The organism is Actinomadura latina NBRC 106108, assembly GCF_001552195.1.
Lineage (GTDB): Bacteria > Actinomycetota > Actinomycetes > Streptosporangiales > Streptosporangiaceae > Spirillospora > Spirillospora latina.
The window spans coordinates 118,868-144,293 of sequence record NZ_BCQS01000006.1; the positions used below are offsets into that span (position 1 = coordinate 118,868).

The 25,426-nt window shown below is 72.2% G+C and carries 20 protein-coding genes and 1 riboswitch; of the genes, 12 read left to right on the forward strand and 8 right to left on the reverse strand.

Annotated elements, in window-relative coordinates; translation table 11 throughout:
* Positions 1-227 precede the first annotated feature (227 nt).
* From AL2_RS37360 to AL2_RS11240, 7 genes are all read left to right on the forward strand, one after another.
* Positions 228-1,451 (forward strand): MinD/ParA family ATP-binding protein, encoded by a 1,224-nt coding sequence (locus tag AL2_RS37360; protein ID WP_157438099.1) that lies wholly within the window; start codon positions 228-230, stop codon positions 1,449-1,451.
* Between the two features lie 151 nt (positions 1,452-1,602).
* Positions 1,603-4,092 (forward strand): ATP-binding protein, encoded by a 2,490-nt coding sequence (locus AL2_RS11215; RefSeq protein WP_067632782.1) that lies wholly within the window; start codon positions 1,603-1,605, stop codon positions 4,090-4,092.
* Positions 4,089-6,566, forward strand: a complete 2,478-nt coding sequence (locus AL2_RS11220; RefSeq protein WP_067632784.1) for a type IV secretion system protein — start codon at positions 4,089-4,091, stop codon at positions 6,564-6,566. The genes AL2_RS11215 and AL2_RS11220 overlap by 4 nt, the downstream gene beginning before the upstream one ends.
* The gene (locus AL2_RS11225; protein ID WP_067632786.1) at positions 6,566-7,204 is read left to right on the forward strand and encodes a hypothetical protein; all 639 of its coding nucleotides are present in this window, start codon (positions 6,566-6,568) and stop codon (positions 7,202-7,204) included. The genes AL2_RS11220 and AL2_RS11225 overlap by 1 nt, the downstream gene beginning before the upstream one ends.
* The gene (locus tag AL2_RS11230) at positions 7,201-8,262 is read left to right on the forward strand and encodes a C40 family peptidase (protein ID WP_067632788.1); all 1,062 of its coding nucleotides are present in this window, start codon (positions 7,201-7,203) and stop codon (positions 8,260-8,262) included. The genes AL2_RS11225 and AL2_RS11230 overlap by 4 nt, the downstream gene beginning before the upstream one ends.
* A gap of 57 nt (positions 8,263-8,319) precedes the next feature.
* Positions 8,320-9,108 carry a Mut7-C RNAse domain-containing protein gene (locus AL2_RS11235; protein ID WP_067632789.1) on the forward strand — a complete coding sequence of 263 codons (789 nt, stop codon included), beginning with the start codon at positions 8,320-8,322 and terminating at the stop codon, positions 9,106-9,108.
* Complete coding sequence (locus AL2_RS11240; protein ID WP_067632791.1) at positions 9,108-9,500, forward strand: (deoxy)nucleoside triphosphate pyrophosphohydrolase; 393 nt, start codon at positions 9,108-9,110, stop codon at positions 9,498-9,500. Before AL2_RS11235 ends, AL2_RS11240 begins: the two co-directional genes overlap by 1 nt.
* 125 nt (positions 9,501-9,625) lie before the next feature.
* Here AL2_RS11240 and AL2_RS11245 read toward each other — a convergent pair whose 3' ends face one another.
* Positions 9,626-10,642, reverse strand: coding sequence for a C40 family peptidase (locus tag AL2_RS11245; RefSeq protein ID WP_067632793.1), 1,017 nt, complete (start codon positions 10,640-10,642; stop codon positions 9,626-9,628).
* A gap of 7 nt (positions 10,643-10,649) precedes the next feature.
* Positions 10,650-10,801: riboswitch (cyclic di-AMP (ydaO/yuaA leader) on the reverse strand.
* Between the two features lie 202 nt (positions 10,802-11,003).
* On the opposite strand from AL2_RS11245, the gene typA reads away from it, so the two are divergent.
* Positions 11,004-12,857: a translational GTPase TypA gene (gene typA / locus AL2_RS11250; protein WP_067632794.1), complete on the forward strand. Its 1,854-nt coding sequence runs from the start codon at positions 11,004-11,006 to the stop codon at positions 12,855-12,857.
* A 69-nt stretch (positions 12,858-12,926) separates the two neighbouring features.
* On the opposite strand, the gene AL2_RS11255 is transcribed toward typA, so the two are convergent.
* Positions 12,927-13,298 carry an FHA domain-containing protein gene (locus AL2_RS11255; RefSeq protein WP_169806467.1) on the reverse strand — a complete coding sequence of 124 codons (372 nt, stop codon included), beginning with the start codon at positions 13,296-13,298 and terminating at the stop codon, positions 12,927-12,929.
* A gap of 69 nt (positions 13,299-13,367) precedes the next feature.
* Here AL2_RS11255 and AL2_RS11260 point away from each other — a divergent pair, with 69 nt between their 5' ends.
* Entirely contained in the window at positions 13,368-14,351 is a 984-nt protein-coding gene (locus AL2_RS11260; protein ID WP_157438100.1) for a hypothetical protein, read from the forward strand.
* On the opposite strand, the gene AL2_RS36220 is transcribed toward AL2_RS11260, so the two are convergent.
* From AL2_RS36220 to AL2_RS11280, 5 genes are read right to left on the reverse strand one after another with little or no spacing between them, the layout of a single operon-like run.
* Positions 14,255-14,974 (reverse strand): 4Fe-4S single cluster domain-containing protein, encoded by a 720-nt coding sequence (locus AL2_RS36220; RefSeq protein WP_083946405.1) that lies wholly within the window; start codon positions 14,972-14,974, stop codon positions 14,255-14,257. The genes AL2_RS11260 and AL2_RS36220 overlap by 97 nt on opposite strands.
* Positions 14,971-16,875, reverse strand: a complete 1,905-nt coding sequence (locus AL2_RS11265; RefSeq protein WP_067633109.1) for an AAA family ATPase — start codon at positions 16,873-16,875, stop codon at positions 14,971-14,973. The genes AL2_RS36220 and AL2_RS11265 overlap by 4 nt, the downstream gene beginning before the upstream one ends.
* A 40-nt stretch (positions 16,876-16,915) precedes the next feature.
* Positions 16,916-18,040, reverse strand: a complete 1,125-nt coding sequence (locus AL2_RS11270; RefSeq protein WP_067632800.1) for a response regulator receiver protein — start codon at positions 18,038-18,040, stop codon at positions 16,916-16,918.
* The gene (locus AL2_RS11275; protein ID WP_067632802.1) at positions 18,037-20,379 is read right to left on the reverse strand and encodes a protein kinase domain-containing protein; all 2,343 of its coding nucleotides are present in this window, start codon (positions 20,377-20,379) and stop codon (positions 18,037-18,039) included. Before AL2_RS11275 ends, AL2_RS11270 begins: the two co-directional genes overlap by 4 nt.
* A 12-nt stretch (positions 20,380-20,391) precedes the next feature.
* The gene (locus AL2_RS11280) at positions 20,392-20,841 is read right to left on the reverse strand and encodes a DUF4282 domain-containing protein (protein WP_067632804.1); all 450 of its coding nucleotides are present in this window, start codon (positions 20,839-20,841) and stop codon (positions 20,392-20,394) included.
* A gap of 516 nt (positions 20,842-21,357) precedes the next feature.
* Between AL2_RS11280 and AL2_RS11285 the strand changes: the two genes are divergently transcribed.
* Both AL2_RS11285 and AL2_RS11290 read left to right on the forward strand, forming a co-directional pair.
* Positions 21,358-21,777 (forward strand): DUF3592 domain-containing protein, encoded by a 420-nt coding sequence (locus AL2_RS11285; protein ID WP_067632806.1) that lies wholly within the window; start codon positions 21,358-21,360, stop codon positions 21,775-21,777.
* A 92-nt stretch (positions 21,778-21,869) separates the two neighbouring features.
* On the forward strand, positions 21,870-22,493 hold the full coding sequence (locus AL2_RS11290; RefSeq protein WP_083946406.1) for a prepilin peptidase: 624 nt from the start codon (positions 21,870-21,872) through the stop codon (positions 22,491-22,493).
* Positions 22,494-22,498: 5 nt separating this feature from the next.
* Here the strand turns inward: AL2_RS11290 and AL2_RS11295 are convergent, their stop codons facing one another.
* Complete coding sequence (locus AL2_RS11295) at positions 22,499-24,334, reverse strand: LCP family protein (protein ID WP_083946407.1); 1,836 nt, start codon at positions 24,332-24,334, stop codon at positions 22,499-22,501.
* Positions 24,335-24,520: 186 nt separating this feature from the next.
* On the opposite strand from AL2_RS11295, the gene AL2_RS11300 reads away from it, so the two are divergent.
* On the forward strand, positions 24,521-25,369 hold the full coding sequence (locus tag AL2_RS11300) for a serine/threonine-protein kinase (RefSeq protein WP_067632807.1): 849 nt from the start codon (positions 24,521-24,523) through the stop codon (positions 25,367-25,369).
* The last annotated feature ends 57 nt before the right edge of the window (positions 25,370-25,426 follow it).

A 25,426-nucleotide genomic window follows, 5' to 3' on the forward strand; every position in this document is an offset into this window, starting at 1 on the left:
AGCCGGTGAGTCCCGTCGAGTCGGCCGCTCCGCAGATGCCTGGCACGGAAGACCCGTCCGACGTCCCCGTGGCAGGCCGGGTCTCAGAGGCTCCGGCCGCGCAGGGCGCGCGAGGCGAGGCCCAGCAGGCGAGCGCGCGGGGAAGCGCGCGTGGCGGGGAGCCCGGGGACAGGAAGGTCGCCGGGGCCAGGACGCCCGCGCCTCCGCCGCCGCCGTGGGGGCCGCCGGTGACGCGGCCGGACGTGCCGATGGTGCCCGGGGCGTTCGGGCAGCCGCCGGCGCCGCGCCGGGAGCCGCCCAGGCCGTGGTCGGAGGGGCTGTCCAGGCCGCAGCGGCCGGCGGCCGAGCCGGTGCCCGCGGTGCCCGAGCCCGCCCCGCCGGTGGAGGAGCGGGCACTGCCGGTGGAGGGACAGGCACTGCCGGTGGAGGGACAGGCACCGCCGGTGGAGGAGCAGGCGCCGCCGCGGGAGGTCCGGTCGCAGCCCGCGTCGCCCGTGCGGCCGCGGCCGCTTCCGCCGCCGCCCGCGCCGCCGCCGTCCGGTCCCGCGATCACGCCGCCGGGTCCTGAGCACGAGGTCACGACGGGCGGGTTGCGGCGGCTCATCCATGCGGTCGGGGGCGGGCACGGCGAGGTCGACGCCGAGTACCAGCAGCGGCTTCAGCAGCCCTTCCACGGGACGCGGCATGTGGTGGTGCTCGGATGTACCGGGGGTGCCGGGCAGACCGTCACCGCGTTGATGCTGGGGCACACGTTCGCGCAGCACAACGGGGAGCCCGTCGTCGCGATCGACGTGAATCCCGGGCCGGGTGCGTTGGCCCGCAGGACGCGAAGCGACACCAACGAGACGCTCACCGGGCTCATCACCCGGGCTGACCAGGTCGGCAGCCTCACCGCCATGAGGCGGTACACGTCGCAGGCCAAGTCGGGGCTCGATGTGATCGCGGCCGGTAAGAATCCGCTGCAGGCGCTAGACGACAGGGACTATGCGCTGGCGATCCGGACCATCGACAGGTTCTACTCGGTGACGCTGCTGGACGCGGCGGCCGCGGTCGTCGCGCGGGTGCTGCCTTACGCGGACCAGGTCGTCCTCGTGGCGCCGGCCAGCGCGGACGCGCCGCGCGCCGTCGCCATGACGTTCGAGTGGCTGGACGGCCACGGCTACGAGGAGCTGCGGTCCCGCGCGGTGACCGTCATCAATGGGGTGAGCCGCCGGAGCATGGACGACGTCGAGCAGGCCGAGGCCGTGGCGCGGGGGCGTTGCCGGGCCCTCGTGCGCATCCCGTGGGATGATCACCTGAGCATGGACCGCGCGCCGCGCAACGAGCTGAAGTCGTTGCGGACGCCGACGCGGCGTGCCTATCTCGCCCTCGCCGGTGTGGTCGCCGGCGGATTCACCGTCATGCCCGAGCGTTACCAGGAGATTCAGCAGGAGCAGGAGGCCACCCGATGAGCGCCCCTCGCGGGCATCGAGCGGAGACCGGCATGCTGGCGGACGCGTTCGACGTTCATGTCCGTCCGGACCGCAAAGACTCTCCCGGGCAACCCTGCGCGGGCGCCCGTGCGACGGGAGAATCATTGGTCGGGAGCGACGGGAGGGCGGCATGAGCAAGTCCAGCCGGCTGGCCGTCCGCTACTTCGACGACCGCGTGCTGTTCACCGACAGCGCCGCCTGGGCGTACTTCCGGCTGCCCACGGTGTCGTACGAGTTCACCACCGGTGAGGAGCGGGAGGCGCTCGCCACCAACATCACCATCGCGCTGGCGGGCATCCGGATGCAGGACGCCGAGGTGCACCTGCGGATCGCGCACCGGACGTATCCGGCGGCGGAGTGGGCGCTGGCCCTGGACCGGACGTCCGACGGCGGCGCCGGGTGGCGGGAGTACCTGGAGGAGACCTACGCGCACGTGTGGGCGAAGGACTTCTGGACCAAGGAGGTCTACCTCGGCGTCCGGCTCGGCCCGCGCGGCATGGGCGCGCACCTGTCCGGTGGCGTGCTGTCGCAGCTGCTCGGGTTCTACAAGCGCAGCGAGAACGTGCTGGGCGTGCACGACGACGCGATCGACAAGAAGGAGATCGCGCGCTGGACGGAGCAGGCCGAACGGGTCGGCCGCGCTCTCGGCGGCTCGGCCCTCTACGCGAGGCACGCGTCGTCCACCGAGGTCGCGTGGTTGTTCCAGCACGCGGTGTCGGGGTCGCTGGCCGACCCGCCGCCGTCCGCCGTCGCGCGCAGGACGTGGGGCAAGGGCGAGATCGAGTCGCTGGTGGAGGGCGCCATCCACAACGGGCGCTCGTACCTGCGGATCGAGCAGCCCAACTTCACGGGCGCGGGCGGCAGCGCCACGGCCGAGTCGTATGTCGCCTACCTGTCGTTCGCCCGGTTCCCGGACATGATGCCGTTCCCGGACGGCGAACCCTGGTTCCACTACGCCGACGCCCTCCCGTTCCCGGTGGAGATCAGCGCGCGGATGAAGCTGATCCCGCCGGCGAAGGCGTCCAAGGACGTCTCGCGGAAGCTCGCGCATGCCCGCGACATGGACCAGCACATCCGGGAGGCGGGCGCGGAGGCGCCGATCGCGCTCGCCGAGCAGATCGACGCCGCCCGGATGCTGGAGCACGGCATCACCAAGGAGCGGCTGCCGTTCGTGTACGGGTGGAACCGGCTGATCGTGTCGGCGCCGACCGAGGAGCTGCTCGCCCAGCGGGTGGACGCGGTCGTGGAGCACTACCGCGACATCGGCATCGACGTCGTCAACTCGACCGGCGACCAGTTCTCGCTGTTCCTGGAGTCGCTGCCCGGCGACCAGATCCGGCTGAACGCGTACGCGCAGCGGCAGCCGCTGCGGACGATCGCGGGCGGCATGCCGGTCGCGACCGTCGACCTCGGCGACCGGCCGGACGAGAACCAGGAGGGCTGGATCGGCCCCTACATCGGCGAGACGCTCGGCCGGGCCAGGGCCATCGTCCACTTCGACCCGCTGGTCGCGGCGGCCCGGAACCGCCCGACCGCGGTGGCGATCACCGGCGAGCCCGGCGGCGGCAAGACCACGCTCGCGCTGCTGCTGATCTACCAGATGGCGCTGCGCGGCGTCACGATCGCGGCGATCGACCCGAAGGGCGACGCCGAGTCGCTCGTCCAGCTGCTGAAGGCGCGGGGGAGGAAGGCGCGGATCCTGCCGCTCGGCTCGGCGGCGCCCGGCCTGCTCGACCCGTTCTCGTTCGGCGACGACCTCGCGACGATGAAGACGATGGCGACGGAGACGCTGCGGCTGCTGCTGCCGCGGATGTCGGAGGAGCGCGAGTCCGCGATGATCCAGGCGGTCGGCGCGGTCGCCAACGCGGAGCGCCCGTCGCTCGGACGCGTCGTCGACCACCTCGAAGCGGCGGACGACCCCGCGTCCAAGAACCTCGGCGCGGTGCTGCGCTCCATGTCGGAGATGCGGCTCGCGCGGCTGTGCTTCGACCCGTCCGGCGGCGAGCGCATCGACACCGAGGGCTGGACGACGGTGTTCACGCTCGGCGGCCTCACCCTGCCCGACGTCGCCGTGTCGCGGGAGGACTACTCCTACGAGCAGCGGCTGTCGGTGGCGCTGATGTACCTGGTGTCGCAGTTCGCGCGGCGGCTCATGCACGGCCTCGACCGCCGGCTGCCCAAGGCGATCTTCCTGGACGAGGCGTGGGCGATCACCTCGACACCCGAGGGCGCGAAGCTGGTGCCGGAGGTGTCCCGCATGGGACGCTCGCGTAACACCGCCCTGATCCTGGTCTCCCAGAACGCGGGGGACCTGCTGAACGAACAGGTGACGAACTGCCTGTCGTCGGTGTTCTCGTTCCGTTCCACCGAACGGGTCGAGGTCGGCAACGTCATGTCGCTGCTAGGCGTCGAGGCGTCCGACGAGCACAAGGCCGTGCTGCGCAACCTCGGCAACGGCGAATGCATCTTCCGTGACCTCGACGGCCGAGCGGGGCGCATCGGCGTCGACCTGATCTCCGAGGAACTGCAGCGTTGGCTGGACACCAACCCGACCCGGTCACGTCCGGGCCCGTCCGAACTCACCGTCGCGGGGGCCGAGGTCGAGGAGGTCAGTCGATGAGGGCTCCCCGCCACCGGATGGACGCGCGCCTGCAGCGTTCGCCCGGAGAAGGGCTCGACCGCGCGGTCCTCGACCGCCGCGGCCGCCACCGGCGCCGCCCGCGCGCCCGCCGCTCCGCGGTGGTGCTGTTCCTCATGGCGCTGTTCATGGTCGGGCTGTCCCCGATGGCGGGCGCGAACCCGATCTTCCCGTCGCCCAACGACGCGTGCCGCCCTGCGGACAACCCTGCCCCCGAGCAGTACGGGTCCGGGACGGACGGGCTGATCAAGCCGCCCGACTACCCGAACGAGAAGCTGCAGAAGACCCCGGTAGAGCAGTTGACGTACTACGACCGGTTCGGCATGGCCGGGCAGACGTGGTACGCGGTCGACATGGGCTGCTCGGACGGCATGGCGCTGATGGGCAACGCCCTCGCCAACACCACGTTCACCATCGTCCGGGCGGTCGACCGGACGACGATCAGCATCTACCAGGCCGCCGCGTCCGACTCGCTGCTCGGCTGGCTGAAGGACACCGTCGACGGCGTCATCAGCAACATCGGCAAGACGTTCAACGCGCGCTACTGGTCGTGGGTGGTCATCCTCGGCGCGATGTGGCTCGCCTGGTGGGGGCTGGTCCGCAAGCGGGCGAGCAAGGTCACCGAGGGCGTGATCTGGATGGTCGCCGCGATGGTGGCGCTCATCTGGCTGGTCGCGCGCCCCGCCGACTTCACCACGCTCGGGACGAAGACGTCCGAGGCGACCAGCGCCGCGTTCAACGCAGCCCTGCCGCAGAGCGACACCAAGGGCGGGACCTGTATACCGAGGCCGGACGGCAAGCCCGATCCGGCGACCTCGCAGAACCTGGACGCGACGACCCGCAACGCCAACGGGCTGTGGGTGGCGCTCGTCTGCAAGCCGTGGCTGCAGGGCGAGTTCGGCACCACCGACCCCAACGCCAAGATCGTCAAGGAGAACGCCGACAAGCTGCTGTGGTCGCAGGCGGTCGATCTTCCGGAGACGTACGGCGGCAACAAGGTCGACCTGGGCAAGAAGGCCGACGCCTACAAGGACGTCACGAAGAACATCAAGGACAACTACCCGCAGACGTACTCGCTCTATCAGGGGAAGAACTGGCAGAACCGGCTGGCGGTCGCGTTCGGCGGGCTGTTCGCCGCGCTGGTCGCGGGGCTGCTGATCATGGTCATCGCGATCGCGCTGATCGTCGTGAAGATCGCGTTCCTGCTGCTGCTCGTCGCGGGGCCGATCTTCCTGGGGATCGGGATACATCCGGGCATCGGACGGGTCATCGCCATCCGATGGCTCGAACTCCTGCTGTCCATGCTGCTCAAACAGGCGGCGCTGATCGGCGTCCTGTCGCTGCTGTTGTGGGCGTACAGCCTGATCCTCGGTGAGACGCTGCCCTGGGGCCTGCAGGTCCTGCTCATCGCGCTGGTGACGTTCGCGGCGTTCATCTACCGCAAGCCGTTCCAGCACCTGTTCTCCGCCGTCGGCTACTCGGCCGTCGGGTCGCGGGAGAAGAGCGAGGCGCAGCTCAACAAGTCGGTCGCGGAGGCGCGCCGGAGCACCACCGGGGTCGCGGGCGCCGTCGTACCGGGTGCCGCCGGGTACCGGCTGGCCCGGTGGGCGAAGCGCGAGGCGACGTCCGAGGGCGTGGCGCCCGCGACGCAGGGCGACGTCGTGCCCGGCACGGCGGTCGCCGTCGCCGACAGGCGGGCGGGCGCGGGAGCGGGCGACGGCCCGTCGCCGGAGGAGGCGCCGGTGCTGGCGGCGAAGCCGCGCGGCGCGGGCGGTGCCGTGGCGGCTTCGCGGGGACGGTCCCGGCGGGGCGCGCCGCCGCTCAACCTGCCGACCCGCGCGGGCGCGCTCGGCGACCGCCAGGCGGACGGCGGGACGGCGGCGACGACCCGTCCGGGCGGCGTTTCCGTGGCGAAGGGCGGCGCGGGTGCCGGCGCGGACGCCGGCGCTGCGGCGGGCGGCGGGAAGCCGTCGTCCGGTGCGGGTCCCGGCGCGGGCACCGTCCGGCCGACCACCTGGTCGGGACGCGGCGGTAACGGCGGCGGCGTCAGCGGCGGCGGTGGTTCCGGCGGTGGTTCCGGTGGCTCCGGCGGTTCTGGTGGCGGTTCCGGCGGTGGCGGCGGCTGGTTCGGTGGCGGCGGCCGTTCGGGCGGTTCGGTGGAACGCGGACGGGGCCGTGCGGGCGGCGGCTCAAGCGGCGGGTCCGGCGGCTCCGGCGGGTCGGGCGGTTCCGGCGGGTCGGGTGGAGGCTCCGGCGGCGGGGCGCCCGCGACGAACGTGCCGAAGCAGCGCGGCGGCTCCTCCAACGGGAACGGGACACCGCCCGCGCAGGGCCCGGGCGGCCGGCGGCAGCCCCCGCCCCTGTGGGGCCGGCGCGGCTCCGAGGACGGCCCGCCGATCCCGTTCTGGCTGCGCCCGGTGGACCGTCCGTCCGGTGAGCCGGAACGGGACGAGTGATGAACCTGAACGACCGCCGGCGCAAGCTCCTGTTCGCGGGGCTCGTCGTGGTGCTCGCCGCCGTCGGCGTCTACCTGACCGTCGCCACCCCCGACCACGGCGACGACCCCCGGGAGGCGCGGCCGAGCGCCACGTCCACGGCCGGGTCGCCCGGCCCGCAGTCCCCGCCGCCCGGCATCCAGAACGCCGTGAACCCGGGCGACTTCGACATCTACCGGCTGCTGCCGTTCTCCCGGCAGGAGTTCGCCACGGCGGCGGACCTGGCCCAGCGGTTCGTCACCGCCTACGAGACGTACCGCTACGACGAGCCCCCCGAGACCTACATGGGGCGGCTGTCCGGCCTGGCGACCGGCGATCTGGTGCAGCAGCTCGGACGGAACGCGGCGACCCCGGGCCTGCTGGAGGAGCGCCGCCGCGAGCAGGTCGTCGCGCAGGGGTCGGCGTCCCTCGACCAGGTGCGCACCATCGAGAACAACTCGGTCATCTTCCTGGTGACGGGCCGCCAGCAGCTGACCAAGGGCGGCAAGGACAGCACCGCGAGCAAGCAGTACGCGGTGACCGTCGCCCGCGACGGCGGCTCGCTGAAGGTGTACTCGTTCGCGCCCGCGGACGCGGGCCAGGCGGGTGACACCGGATGAGCCCGCGCCGGTTGCTCTTCGCGGGCGGCCTGGGCGTCGCCGCGACCATGTTCGTCGCCCTAGTCTTCGTCCCGATCCTGTTCGGCGCGAGCCAGTTCATGTTCGGCGGCGGGATCGGCGGCGGAGGCGACTGCGTGGACGTCGCCGGCGCCGGCGCGCAGCCCGCCGCGGCGGACGACGCCAAGGCCGTCCCCGTGAACTACCTGAAGCTGTACCAGGAGGCGGGCAAGAAGTACGGCATGCCGTGGAACGTGCTGGCCGGCATCGGCAAAGTCGAGACCGACCACGGCCGGTCGACGCTCCCCGGCGTCAGCAGCGGGGAGAACTACGCGGGCGCCGGCGGCCCGATGCAGTTCCTTGCCGCGACGTTCAAGGAGTTCGGCGTCGACGGCGACAGGGACGGCAAGAAGGACCGCTACGACCCGGCGGACGCGATCCCGAGCGCCGCCGCCTACCTCAAGCACAACGGCGCCCCGCAGCGGATGAAGACCGCGATCTTCCAGTACAACCACTCGTCGGACTACGTCGACCTCGTCCTCGACTGGGCGAAGCGCTACGCGGGCGGCGAGTTCGAGGTCGTCCAGGCGAACGGCGTCAACTGCGAGGACAACGAGCTGCCCGCGAACATCGGCGACCTCGTCAAGACGATCATCCGGTTCGCGCTGGCGCAGCGCGGCAAGCCGTACGTGTTCGGCGCGAACGGACCGGACGCGTGGGACTGCTCCAGCCTCATCCAGGCCGCCTACCGGCAGGTGGGTCTGGACCTCCCGCGCACCACGTTCCAGCAGTGGCCGTTCGGAGTGAAGATCGCCAAGGGCCGGGAGCAGGCCGGCGACCTGGTGTTCTTCAACTCGGGCCCGGGGACGTCGGCGGACAGCCCCGGCCATGTCGGGATGGTCATCGGCAGGGGCAAAATGATCGTGGCGAGCTGCTCGACGTGCGTGCCGGCGATCGGCGTGAAGTCCTACAAGCGGTCGGACTGGGTCGGTGTGACCCGTCCGCTCGCGCGGCCCGACTTCAAGAAGAAGGCCGGCGAGCTGGCCGCCCGGCAGCCCTGAGCCGCCGCGCACGTGACCAGCCGGTAATTCCGTCGGGGAACGTCGGGGACGCGTGGCATGCTGATTCGCGTGGAGCCCGAGATGACCGTCCGCGTCGCAGCCGAACTGCTCATGTTCCTGCCCGCCACGCGGCGGGAGACCGTGAACCGGGTGCCCTGCGACGGGACGTCGACGCTGGGGCATGTCGTGGAGTCGCTCGGCGTGCCGCTCCCCGAGGCGGGCCCGATGACCATCGGCGGCGAACGGGCCGGGCCGTCCACCCGGCCGCGGGCCGGCGACGAGGTGCGGGTGGAGGCGGTGCCGCGCCCCCAGCCCGTCCCGCTGGAGCCGGGCCAGGACGCGCCGCGCTTCCTGCTGGACGTCCACCTGGGCACGCTCGCGCGCCGGATGCGCCTCCTCGGCCTCGACACCGCCTACCACAACGACATGGACGACCCGGCGCTGGTCGTGCAGGCCAACGAGGAGCGCCGCGTCCTGCTCACCCAGGACCGCGGCCTCCTCCGCCGCCGCGCCCTGTGGTTCGGCGCCTACGTCCGCGGCTCCCGCCCGGACGACCAGCTCCGCGACCTCCTCGACCGGTTCGCCCCGGTCCTGCGCCCATGGACGCGCTGCACCGCCTGCAACGGCGAACTCGTCCCGGTCGACAAGAGCGAGGTCGAAGGCGACCTCGAAGCGGGCACGCGCCGCAGCTACGACATCTACGGCCGCTGCGCCGGCTGCGGGCAGGTCTACTGGCGCGGCGCGCACGGCGACCGCCTGGAGGAGATCGTCCGGGAGGCGACGCGGCTGGTCGACGCCGCGCGGGGCAACGGCAGGCCGGAGGCCGCCGTGACGGAGAGGGGCTGATGGCGATCGATCTCGTGGTCGTGGGTGCGGCGATCATCGCGGACGGGCGGCTGCTGAGCGCGCAGCGGGCCGAGCCGCCGCACATGGCGGGCGGCTGGGAGCTGCCGGGCGGAAAGGTCGATCCGGGCGAGCAGGACGAGGACGCCCTGGTACGCGAGTGCCAGGAGGAGCTGGCGATCAAGGTGGGCCTGGGCCGCCGCATCGGCGGTGACTGGCCCCTGAGCGACCAAGCCCTGCTACGCGTCTGGCGAGCCGAGATCCTCGAAGGAGAACCACGGCCGCTGGAACATCTGGCACTCCGCTGGCTCGCCCCGCACGAGCTCTACGACGTCGCCTGGCTCCCCGGCGACCGCCCCGTCATCGACGTCCTCGCCCAAGAGGGCCTGCCCTAGCCGCCACCGCACGCCGACCGCAACGCGCCGGATCGCGTCCGGCGCATATGAGGAACACGATGAACGCGAGGGCTTCCTGCCGCGCCGCAGGAAGCCCCCGACATCTGTGGGGCCGCGTGCGGCGGTCAGGTGATGCGGTTGGCGCCCGCGAAGTCGGAACGGTCCGACATCTTGGAGATCTTCACCACATCGCCGGTCTGCGGGGCGTGCAGGAACTTGCCGTCGCTGAGGTAGATGCCCATGTGGTGGAGGTTGGCGCCGAAGTACACCAGGTCGCCGGACCGCAGCTGGCTCCGCGGCACCTTCGTGCCGAGCTGGTACAGGTCGCCGGTGTAGTGCGGCAGGCCGGGCTTGCCGACCTGGGCGTAGGCCCACACGACGAGGCCGGAGCAGTCGAAGCTGCTCGGGCCGGCGGCGGCCCACACGTACGGCGAGCCGATCTTGCCGTAGGCCTTGCGGGCCATCTTGGCGGGCAGGTCCGAGCCCTTGATGGTCGCGGTGAGGCCGGTGCGCGGGTCGCGGGCGTGCGTGGTGGAGAGCTTGTCGAGGCGCTTCATCACCTCGGTGACCTTGCCCTTGGCTTCCGCGCGCGCCTTCTTGGCGTCCTCCCAGGCCTTCTTGACCTGCGCGGTCTTGGCCTCGGCGGTGTGCTGGGCGGCCTCGGCCCGCTTGATCTGCCCCTGCAGGGCCTGGACGGCGGTGGCCTGGTTCTGGGTGAGGTAGGCGCGTTCGGACAGCCCCTCGGGGGAGCCGTCGGAGCCGAAGATCGTGTCGGGGGCGCCCGCCATGTAGTTGGCGGCGGCCATCCGCCCGAGCTGCTCGCGGGCGGGACCGGCCTGGGCGCGCAGCACCGCCGCGTTCTTGGCGGCGGCCTGCTCGGCCTTCTGCGCGGCCTTCAGGTCCACCCGGGCCTTGTTGTACTTCTCGGTGAGGATCTCGGCCTCGTCGTTCAGCGCGTTCAGGCTCTTGCGCAGGCCCTTCTCCGTCGTCGGAGCGGGGCTCGGCGTGGTCGCCGCGGCGGCGAGCCGGAACGGCGGCGCCGCGTGGGCGGCGACGGGCGCGGTGGCGCCGAGGCCGATCAGGAGCAGGGTGGCGGTGGCGGCGGGCGTGACGCGGCGCCGCCGGCGGGGGTCCGGTGCCAAGCCGGTGTTCTCCTCTCCTCGCGCGCCTACCGGGTTAGCTGACGGGTTCGGGCCAGGAGTCGCCCTACGGCGCACCGCCTTGCGGCGTGCACCGATTCACCCCGGGGGACTGTGGGTCCCCGGTTCTCCCGCGGGCGGGAGATTCGGCGTTCCGGTCGCAGCCCCTGGGGGTGGGACTCCGGACGACCGGTCTCGGGAAGATTACAAAGGATGAGCAAAGTATGCGAATCGGGGTCCGTGTGAAGCCCTGTGACGGACGGGACGGGCGCGCTCGGGATGGGGTGCGCACAGCGGCGCGTAGAATGGAGTGCTGCCGCGTTTCTGCGGCGACTCTCCTGAAACCTCACGCAAGGTAACCCGCATGCCCCTCTCCACGCGCGACGACCTCCGGAACGTTGCGATCGTCGCCCATGTCGACCACGGGAAGACGACGCTGGTCGACGCCATGCTCTGGCAGTCCGGGGCCTTCCGCGAGAACCAGGACGTCGACGACCGCGTCATGGACTCCAACGACCTGGAGCGCGAGAAGGGCATCACGATTCTCGCGAAGAACACCGCCGTCAAGCACAACGGGCTGACGATCAACATCATCGACACGCCCGGCCACGCCGACTTCGGCGGCGAGGTCGAGCGCGGGCTGTCCATGGTGGACGGCGTCGTCCTGCTGGTGGACGCCAGCGAGGGCCCGCTCCCGCAGACCCGGTTCGTGCTGCGCAAGGCGCTCGCCGCGCGGCTGCCGGTGATCCTCGTCGTGAACAAGACCGACCGTCCCGACGCCCGCATCGACGAGGTCGTGGACGAGACGTACGAGCTGTTCATGGACCTCGACGCCGACGAGGACCAGATCGACTTCCCGATCGTGTACGCGTCCGGCCGGGCCGGGCGGGCCTCGCTCGACAAGCCAGCCGACGGGGAGATGCCCACGAGCGGCGACCTGGAGCCGCTGTTCCAGGTCATCACCGAGACGATCCCGGCGCCGTCCTACGACCCGGACGCGCCGCTGCAGGCGCACGTGACGAACCTGGACGCCTCCAGCTACCTCGGCCGGATCGCGCTGTGCCGCGTCCGCGCCGGGACGATCAAGAAGGGCCAGCAGGTCGCCTGGTGCCGGCACGACGGCAGCATCGAGCGCGTGCGGATCACCGAGCTGCTGATGACCGACGCGCTCGCCCGCAAGCCCGCCGACGACGCGGGGCCGGGCGACATCATCGCGATCGCCGGCATCCCGGACATCATGATCGGCGACACCATCGCCGACGCCGACGACCCGCGCCCGCTGCCGCTGATCACCGTGGACGAGCCCGCGATCTCGATGACGATCGGCACCAACACCGGGCCGATGGCCGGCCGCGAGAAGGGCACGAAGGTCACCGCCCGCATGGTCAAGGACCGGCTCGCCCGCGAACTGGTCGGCAACGTGTCGATCAAGGTGCTGCCGACCGAGCGGCCGGACACCTGGGAGGTGCAGGGCCGCGGCGAGCTGGCCCTCGCGATCCTGGTGGAGAACATGCGCCGCGAGGGCTACGAGCTGACCGTCGGCAAGCCGCAGGTCGTCACCCGCGACATCGACGGCAAGCGGCACGAGCCGGTCGAGCGGCTCACCGTCGACATCCCCGAGGAGCATCTCGGCGCGGTCACGCAGCTCATGGCCGTCCGCAAGGGCCGCATGGAGCACATGACGAACCACGGCACCGGCTGGGTCCGGATGGAGTTCCTCGTCCCGGCCCGCGGCCTGATCGGGTTCCGCACCGAGTTCATGACGGAGACGCGCGGCACCGGCATGGCGCACCACGTCTTCGAGGACTACGAGCCCTGGTTCGGCGAGCTGCGCACCCGCCCGTCCGGCTCGCTGGTCGCCGACCGCTCCGGCGCCGCCACCGCGTACGCGATCACGAACCTGCAGGAGCGCGGCACGTTCTTCGTCGGGCCGACCACCGAGGTGTACGAGGGCATGATCGTCGGGGAGAACTCCCGCTCCGACGACATGGACGTCAACATCACCAAGGAGAAGAAGCTCACGAACATGCGCTCGTCCACCGGCGACGAGCTGGAGCGCCTCACCCCGCCCCGCAACCTGTCGCTGGAGGAGGCGCTGGAGTTCTGCCGCGAGGACGAGTGCGTCGAGGTGACCCCGGCGAACGTCCGCATCCGCAAGGTCGTGCTTGACGCCAAGGAGCGCGAGCGCACCCGCGCCCGTACCAAGCGCGCCGGCTGAGGCTCTCGCCGAAGCAGAAAGGCGGCCCCGGGGTTCTGAGAACCTCGGGGCCGCCTTCTCACGTGCGGGTCACTTCAGCTGGACGGTCCCGGTCACGTCGGCGGCCAGCCGGAGCTGGTCGCCGTCGCGGAGGGGGGCCTCCACGCCGCGGGGGAGGCGCTCGCCGTTGACGAACGTTCCGTTGGTGGAGCCCTCGTCTCGCACCCAGGCCGTGCCGGACGGGTCGAGCCAGACCGTCGAGTGGCGCCGCGACACGTTGTCGTACTGCGTGAACGTGGCCGCCACCGGCGACTGCCCCGCGTCCCGGCCGAGCACGAGGTGCTGGCCGACGGAGACCTTGAGCTCACCGGTCGGGAACTGCACCCGCAGGACGGGCGTGCCCTGCTTGGGCAGGGGACGCAGGCAGGAGTCGCACTGCGCCGCACCCGGGTTGCTCAGCACCGCCTCGCAGTACGGGCACATGAACGCCGTGCTGTCGGGGGCGGGCGGACGCTGACCCTGGTTGTGGTCGTGCGGCAGGAGCGTCGCCTCACGGCCGTGCGGCGGCAGCGGCGGCCCCCCGTGCTGCGGCCCTCCGTGCTGCGGCCCGCCATGCTGCGGCCCGCCGAGCGGAGGCTGCCCGTGCTGCTGGGGCGGCGCGCCGAACTGGTGGTCCGCCGGGCCCGGCTGCGGGGCACCGTACTGGTCCTGGGGCGGTGCTCCGCCGTACTGGTCCTGCGGGGCACCGTACTGGTCCTGGGGGGCGCCGTACTGATCCTGCTGCGGAGCCCCGTACTGGTCCTGCGGCGCGCCGTACTGGTCCTGCGGAGCCTGGTACTGCGGCTCGCGCTGCCCGTACTGGTCGCCCCCGGGCTGCTGCTGCGGCGCTCCCCACTGGTCCTGCTGCGGCTGCTGCTGCGGCGCTCCCCACGGGTCAGCGGGCGGCTGCTGGTGCTGCATCGGCGGCTGGCCCCCGTGCTGGGGTCCACCCGGCTGAGGTCCGCCCTGCTGCGGCGCACCGTGCTGGGGCTGGCCGTGCTGGGGCTGGCCGTACTGCCCAGGCTGGCCGTGCTGGTCCTGTCCCTGCTGGGGCATGGGCGCACCCCACGGGTCCTGCTGCGGCTGCTGCTGCGGCGCTCCCCACGGGTCCTGCTGCTGCGCGGGCGGGCCCGGCTGCTGGTGCTGCGGAGCCTGCTGCCCGTACGGGTCGTGGGGCTGCGGCGGCTGCCCGTACTGGCCGCCGGGCGGCGGGCCGCCGTACTGGCCGCCGGGTGGCGGCGGGACCCGCGGCGGCTGCTGGTCGTCGTACCCGCCCGGCGCCTGCCGGTGGGCGCCGCCACCGCCGCGCGCGAGGTTGGCCCCGCAGTTCATGCAGAGCAGATCGCCCTGCTGGTGCGGTTCACCGCAGACAGGACAGTTCAAGGTCGCCATGACACATCCCCCGAGCGCACCCCGGCGCGGTCGAGCCTCGACGTCAGGTGCTCCATGTCACCCCTTCGCGGGATCCCGATGTAGTACACCCGCCTTCCCTCCGGCCCTTCGTCCACGGACACCTGCACTCGGGGCCCTGTTCCTTCTCCAGTCTTCCCGACACCGGCCGGTGCCCCGTACCGTTCGCGCCCCAGCGGGGACAGCGGCACGACACGCTGGTTGGCCGACCCCCTCCAGAGTAGGGAGCCGTCCCCCGAGTGTCGCCCCCCCGGATTCAGCCGCTCGACGTACGGTCCCGTGATGACGGCATCGCACATGTCCAGGATCTCGCGCGTCTCACCGCTGCGGGCGAGCCGCGAGTAGACATATCCGCTGTAAACCAATATGTCCAACTCAATCGTCTCACGGCCGGGGGTGTCCCGCCACGCGCGGACACCGCGCAGCAGGGCCGCCAGCGCGGCCGGCTGCTCGAACGGTTCACCACCGGAAATGGTCACTCCGTCCACCGGCCCGGGCAGGGACGCGAGCCATCCTAAGACGGTCTCGACGGGCACCGCGCGCCGCGGGTCGGCTTCCCAGGTGTCCCGGGAGAGGCAGCCGTGGCAGTGCAGCGTGCAGCCCTGGGTCCAGATCCCGGCGCGGGTTCCGGGGCCGAGTGTGGTCACCGGATAGTGCGCCTTGGCGAGCAGCAGCGCCTCGCCGCTCACTGGAGGTCCAGATGGACGATGCTTCCCTCGCGCCGGATGCCCGTCACGGTGACCTTCTCGTCCGGGACGAGCTCCCGGTCGAACAGCGCGCGCGCCAGCGGGTTGACGAAGTGCGACTCCAGCGCCATGCCGATGCCGCGCCCGCCCTTGTCGAGCTCCTCCGTGCACCATTCGCGGAGCGTCGTCAGCGCGTCGCCCTTCACGGCGAGGGAGAGCCGGTGCTCCTCGGTGACCCGGCGGCAGATGTTCGCGAACTGCAGGTCGAAGATCTTGTGTGCGGCCTCGGCGGAGATGAAGTCGAACACGACGATGTTGTCGCCGAACCGGTTGAGCAGCTCCGGCCGGTTGAGGACCTCGGTGAAGTGGTCGGCGACCGCGCCCTTGATGCGCTGCTCGACCTCGTCGTACGACATCCCGGGTGTGATGTTCTGCACACGGTCGGGCGCCGCGAACGGGGACGCGTCGCGCGTCGTGAGGTCCCGTCCCGGGACGTACATCCCCAGGTTCGACGTGAAGATCAGGATGGACTCGGAGAAGTGGACGGTGTTGCCGCGCCCGTCGGTGAGCCGGCCGTCCTCCAGGATCTGCAGGAACTTGTCCAGGATCCGCGGGTGCGCCTTCTCGATCTCGTCGAAGAGCATCACCCGGAACGGGTCCTCGCGGACGGCGTTGGTCAGCTCGCCGCCCGCCTCGTGCCCCACGTAGCCGGGCGGCGACCCGATCAGCCGGTCGCCGGACCCCTCGCCGGAGAACTCGCTCATGTCGAAGCGCAGGTAGGCGGACTCGTCCCCGAACACCAGCTCGGTGATCGCCTTCGCCAGCTCCGTCTTGCCGGTGCCGGTCGGGCCCGCGAAGAACAGCACGCCGCGCGGCCGGCTCCCGGACCGGGTCGCCTGCGCGCCCGACAGGCCGAGCACGGCCCGCTTCAGGATGTCCAGCGTCTTCGTGACGGCCTGCGGCTGCCCGATCACCCGCTCCGGGACGCGCTTCTCGCCCTCCAGCACCCGGCGGCGCAGATGGCCGCGGCTCCACGGGTTGTCGAGCACGCCGAGCTTGTAGGTGCGGACCGCGTCCGGCAGGTCGGTGAGGCCGACGCCCCGCTCCTTCGCCAGCCGGGTCACCTCGATCATCGACTGCAGGGTGAGGCCGTCGGCCTGCTCGGCGAACGCGTCGCACGCCGCCGCCGCGGCCTCGTCGTCCCCGACGTCGGTGACCCCGAACGCGCGGGCCAGCAGCCGCGCCGTCTCCTGCCGGTCGCCGAGATGCGGGCGCGGGATCGTGATCTCGCGGATGTTCTCGTTGTCGGCCGTCAGCCACGGCGGCAGGTCGCCGGGCCGCTCCACCAGCCACAGGATCGGGTTGTACAGCGGCTTCGGCCGCGGCCCCGTCACCCGGACGGGCCGGGCGCCGCGCGACAGCTTCGCGCAGAACCGGAAGAAGTCGCGCTCGGCCGGCTCCAGGTCCGTCGGGGTGCGCGCGATCCGGGACGCCGAGTCGACGACGAACGCGGCGCGGACGTCCTCCTTCGGCCGGGCCACCGCCGCCAGCAGCCTCGTCAGCGCCTCCAGCGACGGCTTCTCGTCCGCTTTGGTCTTGCCGAGCAGCCGCTCGGCCGCCCGCGTCGCGTCGTCGTCGCCGCCCGGGATGATCTGCAGCCCGTCCACCGGGTCGTAGACGGCCATGAACGACGCGCCGCTGGAGCGCAGCGCCTCCCACAGCAGGGCGCGCAGCGGCAGCAGCCCCGTGGCCGCCCCGCCCTCCGCCGGCGGCGTGAGGAAACTGTCGTACAGGTTCCCCGACAGGACGTACTGGGAGTGCACGGAGAGGGTCGCGTCCAGCTCCCGCACGAACGGCGGCCACCCCTGCAGCCGCCCCCCGAGAGTCGGCGAATCAATGCTCATCTGCTGGTGCGCCCCCACTCATTCCACGTCCCCCGGCATCTCAGTTATGACGCTCGCGATGGCGCTCGCGTTGCCCCGCACGTCCCCTAGTCTGCCGTGGCCGCGCCGAAACGGGCAGCTCACGCACCCCGGGATCCAGCCGCCATGACACGTCGGAGCGGATCCCGGCGTCCGCGAGGCGCGTCCGCGCCGCCTCGAACGCCTCGCACCACTCGCGCTCCCGCTCGACGTCCACCCGCCGGTCGTCCTCGCTCTCGGCGGGCCGCTCGCGCACCATCGACGCCCGGACGTGCGCGGCGTCGTCGACCCGCATCCGGACGCTGTGGTCGGGCCAGGCGCCCCTCGTCAGCGTCACGGTGCCGTCCTCGGCCGTCAGCGTCTCGAACCCGGTGTGGACCTCGTACCCCATGTCCTCGAACGCGGCGGTGATCGAGTCGAGGACGTAGCGGCGCTCGGCCTCGGCCTGCTCGGCGGCGTCGCGCTCGGCCGCCAGCCGCCGCTCCCGCGCCCGCCGCTCCTCGGTGCGGCGGTTGGCGCCCTGGATCCGCAGCCGCACCTCCTGCAGGACCCCCTCGGCCTCCTCCGCCGTCCCGGCGCCGGTGAGCAGCGCCGCCGCCTCCGCGACCGCCCGCCGCTCCGCGTCCGCCGCGTCCGGCAGCAGCCGGGTCATGATCCGTTCCAGGTTCCGCTGGACGTCGTCTCCGGCGGGTGGAGGCGCGCCCTTCCCTGCATCGGCCGTCAGGCCCTCGGTGGGGACGGCGAAGATCTGCGTGCTGACCTGGGCGGCGAGGTGCTCGGACAGCTTCCGCTCCGCCTCGTCCAAGGCACGGTCGGTGGTCGCGCACCAGGCGGTCAGCTCTTCGGGGGTCTGCTCGTCCGGCTGCAGCCGCTCCGGCAGGGACACCTCCGCGCCGATCTTCGCGCGGGTCTCGGTGAGCGCCGCGACACGCGCGTTGCGCTCCACGACCTCGCGCAGCGCGCGCTCGTGGGACTCGACCTCGGCGAGCGCGGCCGCCCGCGCCTCGGCCCGCCCGGCGGCGAGCGCCGCGAGGGCCTCCGCGCCCCGCCCGGCCATCCCGGCGCCGCGTCCGAGCACGCGGTTCATGCCCAGGCTGAGCACCACCGCCGCGTCCAGCGCGATGTCCGCGTCGATCCCGCTGCTCAAGGAGTGCCTCCGATCGTGCGTGCCTGCCGCCAGCGGTGCAGCCGCACACCCGCCGCGGCGGCGTGCGCGGCGGAGGCGGCGATGAGGACCAGAACCCAGAGCAGGCTCGCGACGGACGTCAGCGCGGCGAGCAGGAGCAGCAGGAGCAGCAGCGGAACCGTCACGGCGATCAGCATGAGGCCGCAGCCGCGCCGCCCGGTCCGCTGCGCGGCGCCCGACATCGTCTGGGACGCCTTCGAGAACCCGCGGCCACTCGCGCTGAGGACTCCCGACAGCATCGACCACGGACCGTAGGGGAGGTAGTCCGTGCCCTGCGCGCGCGCGAGGAGCACTTCGCTGCCGCACTGCACCGCCCAGGCGAGCAACGACACGACGGCCAGCACGCCGAAGGAGAAGCCCGACGAGGAGCTGTGCAGCCCGACGGACGCGGTGCCGTCGTCGCTCCCGCCGCCGAACAGCGAACCGACCACCCAGCTGCCGGCGAGCCAGAGGAACAGCACCGGCAGCGTCCACAGGACGGCCTTGACCGCGGCGGCACCGCGTCCGGCGAGCCGCTGCCGTTCCCGCTCCGCCCACTGCTCGCGCAGCGCCTCGTCCCGCTGCTCGGCGGTCCGCCGCGCACGCGCCCGCGACTCGCTCTCCGCGACGGCCTCGGGCGCGGCCCGCGTCACAGCCAGCAGCCGCAGCGGATCGTCGCCCGCGGCGTCCGCCATCCAGGTGAACCACGGCACCGGATCGGACACCGCCTCGCGCGCCCGCGCCGCGCCCTCCGCGATCAGCCGGTGCGCGTCCGCCGGACGCGCCGCCAGCGCGAGCAGCGTCAGCAGCACGGCGGGCGGCTCCTCGGCCCCGGCGTCCGGCAGCCGCCGCGCGACCCCCGGCGGCATGGCGTCCTGCCCGCGCAGCCAGCGGACGAGGTCGTTCCACGCCGGCACATGGGCGCGCCACTGATCGTCGATCCGCGCCAGCTCCCCGGCGCCCTCGAAACCGGCCAGCACCCGCAGCAGATGGTGCTCCCACAACGCCCGCCCGATGAGGACGGCCGTGCCGTGGTCGGGATGGCGGTGGTCGCCCGCGAGCGCGGCCAGCCCGGGAAGATCGTCGGCGGTGACGCGGCGGCCGAGGAAGTGCGGCGAAAGCGCCGGATCCAGCCACCGCACCAGATGAAGCAGTTTGACGTCCGGCGGCAGCCTCGTCATGAGGTAGCCGTCGACGAGGCCGATGCGGCTGTCGTCCGGGACGTCCGCGAGCCATTCACGCAGGCTCCGCCACGCCTCGCCCGACTCGCCGCGCCCGAAGAAGTACTGCGCGGCGTGATCCCAGTTCTCGACGAGCGCGCGCGCCAGCTCGTCCCTTCTCGCGTACCGGCGGCCCTTGAACGGGAGGCCGTCACCCGCTTCGGCCTGCGCGGTCTCCTCCGCGACCGGGGGCGAACCCCCGTCCAGCCACTCCTGGACCTGCTCACCCGTCCACCTCTTGCGCGGATCCCTCGTCAGCAGCCCGCGGCACAGCGTCCGCAGCCTCGGATCGGGGACGTCGTCGGCGCTGACCGGACGCGTCGCCAGATGGTCGACCACCACCGTCTCGCTCAATCCCTGGAACGGCGCCCGTCCCGTCGCCAGCTCCCGGACGATCATGCCGAGCGACCACCAGTCGCGGGCCGGCGACACCTGCCCGGACAGCGACTCCGGCGCCGCGTACGCCAGCGTCCGCGACGACGACGCGAACACCACGCTCTGGTCGAGGACCTTGCTGAGCCCGAAGTCGGCGATCGTCACCCGCACCGGCTCGGTCCCCATGACCAGCACGTTCTCGGGCTTGAGGTCCCGATGGACGATCCCGGCCCGGTGCAGCGCGGTCAGCCCCGCCGCCAACTGCGCCGCGACCTCCCCGACCGTCTCGTCGCCGAGCGGCCCCTCCTGCATCAGCGCCCGCAGGTTGCCGTCCGGCATGTACGGGGTGATCTCGTAATCGCGCCCGTCCGCGTGCCCGGTCTCCAGGATCCGCAGGACGTTCGGCGAGTCGAGCGCGGGCAGCTTCGCCCACACGTCCCGGTCGGCGCGGTAGCCGCGGCGGAAGATCTTGACCACGTACTCGTCGCCGCGCTCGTCCCGCACCAGCAGCAGATCCGACTCGGCGCCCTGCACCGGCAGCTCCGCGACCGTCGCGTACCGCCCGCCGAGCACCGCGGGCAGCCGCATGAGCGAATCGCCGCCCGCCGCCCCGTCCCGCGTCGTTTCCGACGCCGCCCGCGGCCCCGGCACCCGAGCGCCATCGCGCCGCGTCGCCCCGGCGTCCCGCCGGGTGTCCCGCGGCGGCGTGCCGTCGAACTCGCCCACCAGCAGCCCCGTCTAGCTCTTGTCCTTGATGACCCGCAGATACTCGGCCTGCTTGAACCGCACCACCACCGCCTCCACGAAGATGCGCACGAGCAGCATCTGGACCAGCCAGATCAGCGGCGTCGCGACGATGACGATGAGGCCCCCGAGCCAGAACCGGGTCGAGACCAGCACCCAGAGACCGAACAGGAGGACGCCCAGGCACTCCAGGGAGATCAGCATCAGCGACAGGACGTAGACCGTCTTCGCGAGCTTCGGGGTCACCAGCGCGTTGAAGTTGGTGTCCAGCAGAGCGGCCAGCAGGCCCTTCTCAGCGGGCTCGGGCGGCGCCCACGGCTGCTGCCCCGTCCCAGGACCGGGCGGACGAGGACCGGGGACGTTCGGGGGCGGACCGTACGGTCCCCCCGCCGGATCGTGCGCCTGCGGGCGCGGTGGGTGACCGGGGTCCGAAGGATTCGTCATCGCCGCCGTCTCCAGTGTGGGGCCTACACGCAGACTCTAGAGCCTGATCCCCCACCGCACCCGAACCCGCCCGCGCGCCGATCGCAACTGTGGCGCCCCCGGTGACCGCACCGGGCCGGCCGTCGCGGACGCATCTGCTGTCTCCGGCAATGCGTCCACCGGCCACACCGCGAGAAGGGCTCAGTTGTGTGCAGCGGCACATGCTGGGCTATTGATCCAGGGGGCAGCGGCTCACTTGTGGGCCATATGCGGTCGCGTCGAGCTTGTAACGGCGACGAACTGGATCGGATTTCTCAATCGTCACGGGCGGAGTGACCGCGTTGGCCCGTGCGAGGACCGCCCGCTTCGTCACTCGGCCACCTGCACGCCGTCCGCGTCACTTGCCCACGCGGCTGCCTCGAGGACGGGGGCCGCCGATGGCATCGCCGATTCGATCGAGGGGTGAACCGAGATGGCCGGGGTGCTCGGTGCGGATGGCGTGGCGCTGGGAATCATCCGAGCGGCGGTGGGTCTGTGATGTCGAGTTGGCTCCTCATTGTCGTGCCGCTGGTGCTGGGCTCGGGCGCCGTCGTCGGCGGGGTCCACCGCTTCCGCGCCGCCCGCAAGTTCTTGGCTTCGGCGCACCGCGTCCCGGGGCTCGTCGTGGGATCTCACCGGGTGTGGAGCATCGACACCCACGAGTACTTCCCGGTATTGCGCTTCCGCACGCTGGACGGCGTCGACATCGAGACCGTCGGCAAGACCCCCGCCGGGTCCTATGAGCTTCTCAGGCTCAAGGGGCGCTGGGTCGGCGTCCTCTATGACCCGCTCAGACCACGTGAGGCCCGCATGGACACGTCCTCGGGTCGCGGTCTGGCGGGCTCCCTCGGCCTGGCCGCCGTGGGCTGCCTGTTCACGGTCATCGGTCTCGTCATCCTGTACGCGCGCGTGACCTAGCGCCGGCGCGAATCGGGTGCCGGGACGGCGTTGCGGGCGTCCGCCGGTTAGGGTGCCGGGGCCGAGCTGATGCCGGATCGGGGCGAGGGGCGATGATCGCGTTCGTGTTGGTGCCCGTCGGGTTCGTCGCCGGGCTGCTCTCCGCGCCGATGGCGGCACCCTACGTCGGTGACGTCCCGCGCCGCCGCCGCATCGTGATGGGGCTGGTCACGGCGGCGCTCTGCGCGGTGCTGGGGTGGCGGGTCGGGACGGAGCCCGTCCTTCCGGCGCTGGTCTACCTGGCGACGGTCGGCGCCCTGCTCGGATTCATCGACGTCCAGGTCAAACGGCTGCCGGACCGGTTCACGCTGCCGTCCTACGCCATCGTGGCGGCGCTGCTGGCCGCGGCCGTTCCGTTCACCGACGGCGGGCTGCGGCGGTTCGAGCACGCGCTCATCGGCATGGCGGCGCTGTTCGCGCTGTACTTCCTCCAGGCGTTCCTCGTCCCGTCCGGGATCGGGATGGGGGACGTGAAGCTGTCCGGTGTGCTCGGCCTCTGCCTCGGCTGGTTCGGGCGGGACGCCTGGGTGCTCGGCCTCCTCGCGACCTACCTGCTCGGCGGCCTCGTCGCCGTCGGCATCATGATCGTCCGACGGACGCGCAAGGGCGAGTTCCCTTTCGGCCCGTACATGCTCGCCGGGGCGCTCATCTCCGTCCTTGCGTTCGCCGCCGGCTGAGGACGTTACTTGCAGAGGTTCTGGCCTCCCTTGACGCCGCCGCCGATCTTGTTGATGGCGGGCGGGGCGAGGCGGACGCCGCTCGTGCCGATCACGAGCCGGACCCCGTTCTGCGGGGCCTTGGCGTCGGCGGTGAGCATCGCGTCGGGGAGGTCCCGTGCGAGCGCCGACGCCTGCGCTTCCGCGGCCGGCGCGTAGACGAGGCGGCTCTCGGCTGATTCGGTGCCCTTCTCCACCTTCTTCGCGACCTTGTAGCCACGCTGCCTGAGCTGCTTGAGGACGCGCTGGATCAGCTTGCCCTTGCCGCCCGCGTCGACGACGGTGACGTGCACCTTCCCGGGCGCAGGCGGCGGCGGTCCGGCCTTCACCGGCTTCGCGGGCTCGGCGGGCAGCTCGCTGTCGTTCTGGATCGCCTCGAACATCGGTTTCGTGAGTTGCTGGTTCCACTGGACGCGGTTCGGGTCCGGCGCGTAGCGCTCGACCGGGACGGTCACGAAACGCACCTGCCCCGCGCTCATCCCCTTGAGGCCGTCCGCCAGCTTCCGCATCGCCGCCAGGTCGAGATCGTCGTCGGTCGTCATCGACTTCGTCGCGGCCTTGAGGAACTTGTACGTCTTGGCCGGATCGGTGAGGACGGAACCGCTGGTCGCCTTGTCGACGACGGAGGCCATGAACTTCTGCTGGCGTTCGATCCGCTCCAGGTCGGAGCCGTTCCCGAGCGAGTAGCGGGCCCGCACATAGCCGAGCGCCTGCTCACCCTTCACGGTCTGCTTGCCCGCCTTCAGGTACAGCTCGGCCCGCGGGTCGCTCACGGGTTTGTTGACGCAGATCTCGACGCCGCCCAGCGCGTCGACCATCCGCTTGAACCCGGCGAAGTCCACTTGGACGAAATGGTCGATGTGGATGCCGGTGAGCGACTCCAGCGTCTTCCAGGTGCACGTGGGGCCCGCATACGCGAACGCCGCGTTCAGCATCCCGAACTGCGCCGGAACGGTCCCGCCCTTCTCCTTCTTGCACGCTGGGATCTTCACCATCGAGTCGCGGGGGAAGCTGATCCCGACGGCCTGGTCCCGGTTCGGCGACAGATGCAGCAGGATCGTCGTGTCCGACCGTGCCCCGGATATCCCGTCCGCCGCGTACCGCGCGTTGTCGCCCGCCCGCGTATCGGACCCGATCAGCAGGATGTTGAGCGATTTGTTCAGCTTCTTCGGCCGGTCCGTCCCGAGCTTGTCGCTGACGTGCTTCTGCTCGATGCCTCCGACGATGTCGTGGTACAGCCAGGCCGCCCCGCCGCCCCCGAGCAGCATGACCACGACCACACCGAGCGCGACCCGCCGCAGAACCTTCCGCCGCCGAGACCTCTTCGCCCCGCCCCGCCCAGACGTATCCGCGCCGTCCCCTTCGCCGCGTGCCGCATCCCCGTCGCCCAACTCGGCCCCAGGTGCACCAGCGGCCCTGGACACATGAACGTCGCCGCCGCTGCTCACTTCCTTGGCGCGTGCCGCGGCGTCGTCCTCCTTCTCGCTGTCGCCGACGCCCGTCCCGTCGCTAGTGGTGCTGTCGCCGGGTTCGGAGACGTCTGCGCTGCTTGAGTCGTCGTCCGCGCCGACCCCGCCTTCGTCGACGGTGCCGTCGACCTGCTCGGACGTGCGTGAGGCAGCGGCGCTTGTGGTCTCCCTCTCGGCGGGACCGGCTGTTTCTGCTTCGCCGGCCGTGGTGCCGTCCGGTGCGGTGCCGGCGGTTGCCTGCTCTTCGCTGGGGGTGGGCCCGGAGGTGCCGGGGGTGGTGTGGGCGGCCTTGTCCCGTGCGAGGTCGTCGCGGCCGGGGTCTTTGTCGCTCATAGGTCACGTCTCGGGCGGGCCCTGGTGAGGGCGGGTGGTTTGGGGTGGTTGATCATTGTATGGAGGAGCCGGGTGTCGCGGGGAGCGGGCGCCTCCCGTTGTTGGATGCCCAGGTGGTCCGTTCTGTTGACAGAAGCACGGAATTCTGCGCGTCCGGATGAGGTCGTCTTCCGTACGATCGGTGCCGTGGACGCGGGGTGGGTGATCGGCGGTCGGTTCACCATGCTCGACCGGATCGGGACGGGAGGGACGAGCCGTGTGTGGCGGGCCTATGACCATGCGGAGCGGCGGTACTGCGCGGCCAAGCTGGTCCGGCGGCGGGGGCCCACGTCGATGCTGCGGGTCGTCCGGGAGCGGGCGCTGCGGCTGGCGCATCCGCATGTGGTGACGCCCTACGCGTCGCGCATGACGGACGATGACGTCCTCCTCGCGATGGACCTGGTGCGCGGTGGCTCGCTGGAGACGCTCCTGGGGGACTACGGCAGGCTCCCGCCCGAGTACGCGGCGGAGGTGCTCGATCAACTGCTGGCCGCGCTGAGTCACATCCACGGCGCCGGGGTCGTGCATCGGGACGTGAAGCCCGCCAACCTGCTGCTGGAGCCGAGCCCGGTCGGGGCGCCGCACGTGCGGCTGGCCGACTTCGGCATCGCGCTGGGGGACGACGGGCTGCGGTTCACCACGACCGGGTTCACCGTGGGGACGCCCGGATACCTGGCCCCGGAGGTGCTGGACTGGAACCGTCCGGGGCCGCGCCAGGACCTGTACGCGGCCGGCATGGTCTGCTGGCGCATGCTGACCGGCGCACGCGACCCCGAGCCCCGGCAGCGGGTCGGGCCGCCGCCCGCCGGCGTTCCGCCGACGCTGTGGTCGGTGGTGGCCCGGCTGTGCGCGGACGACCCCGCGCACCGTCCCGAGACCGCCGACCTGGCCCGCCGCACCCTGGCCGCGTGCCGCCTTGAGCTTCGCTTCCCCGTCCGGACGCTGGACGGCGAGCCGCTGCAGATCTTCGACCACCTCGGCCCCTTGCCCCACTGACCCCCGCTCCTTTTGGAGCGGACTTCTGGCGAATGTGTGCCGGGTTACCGGGTGGCT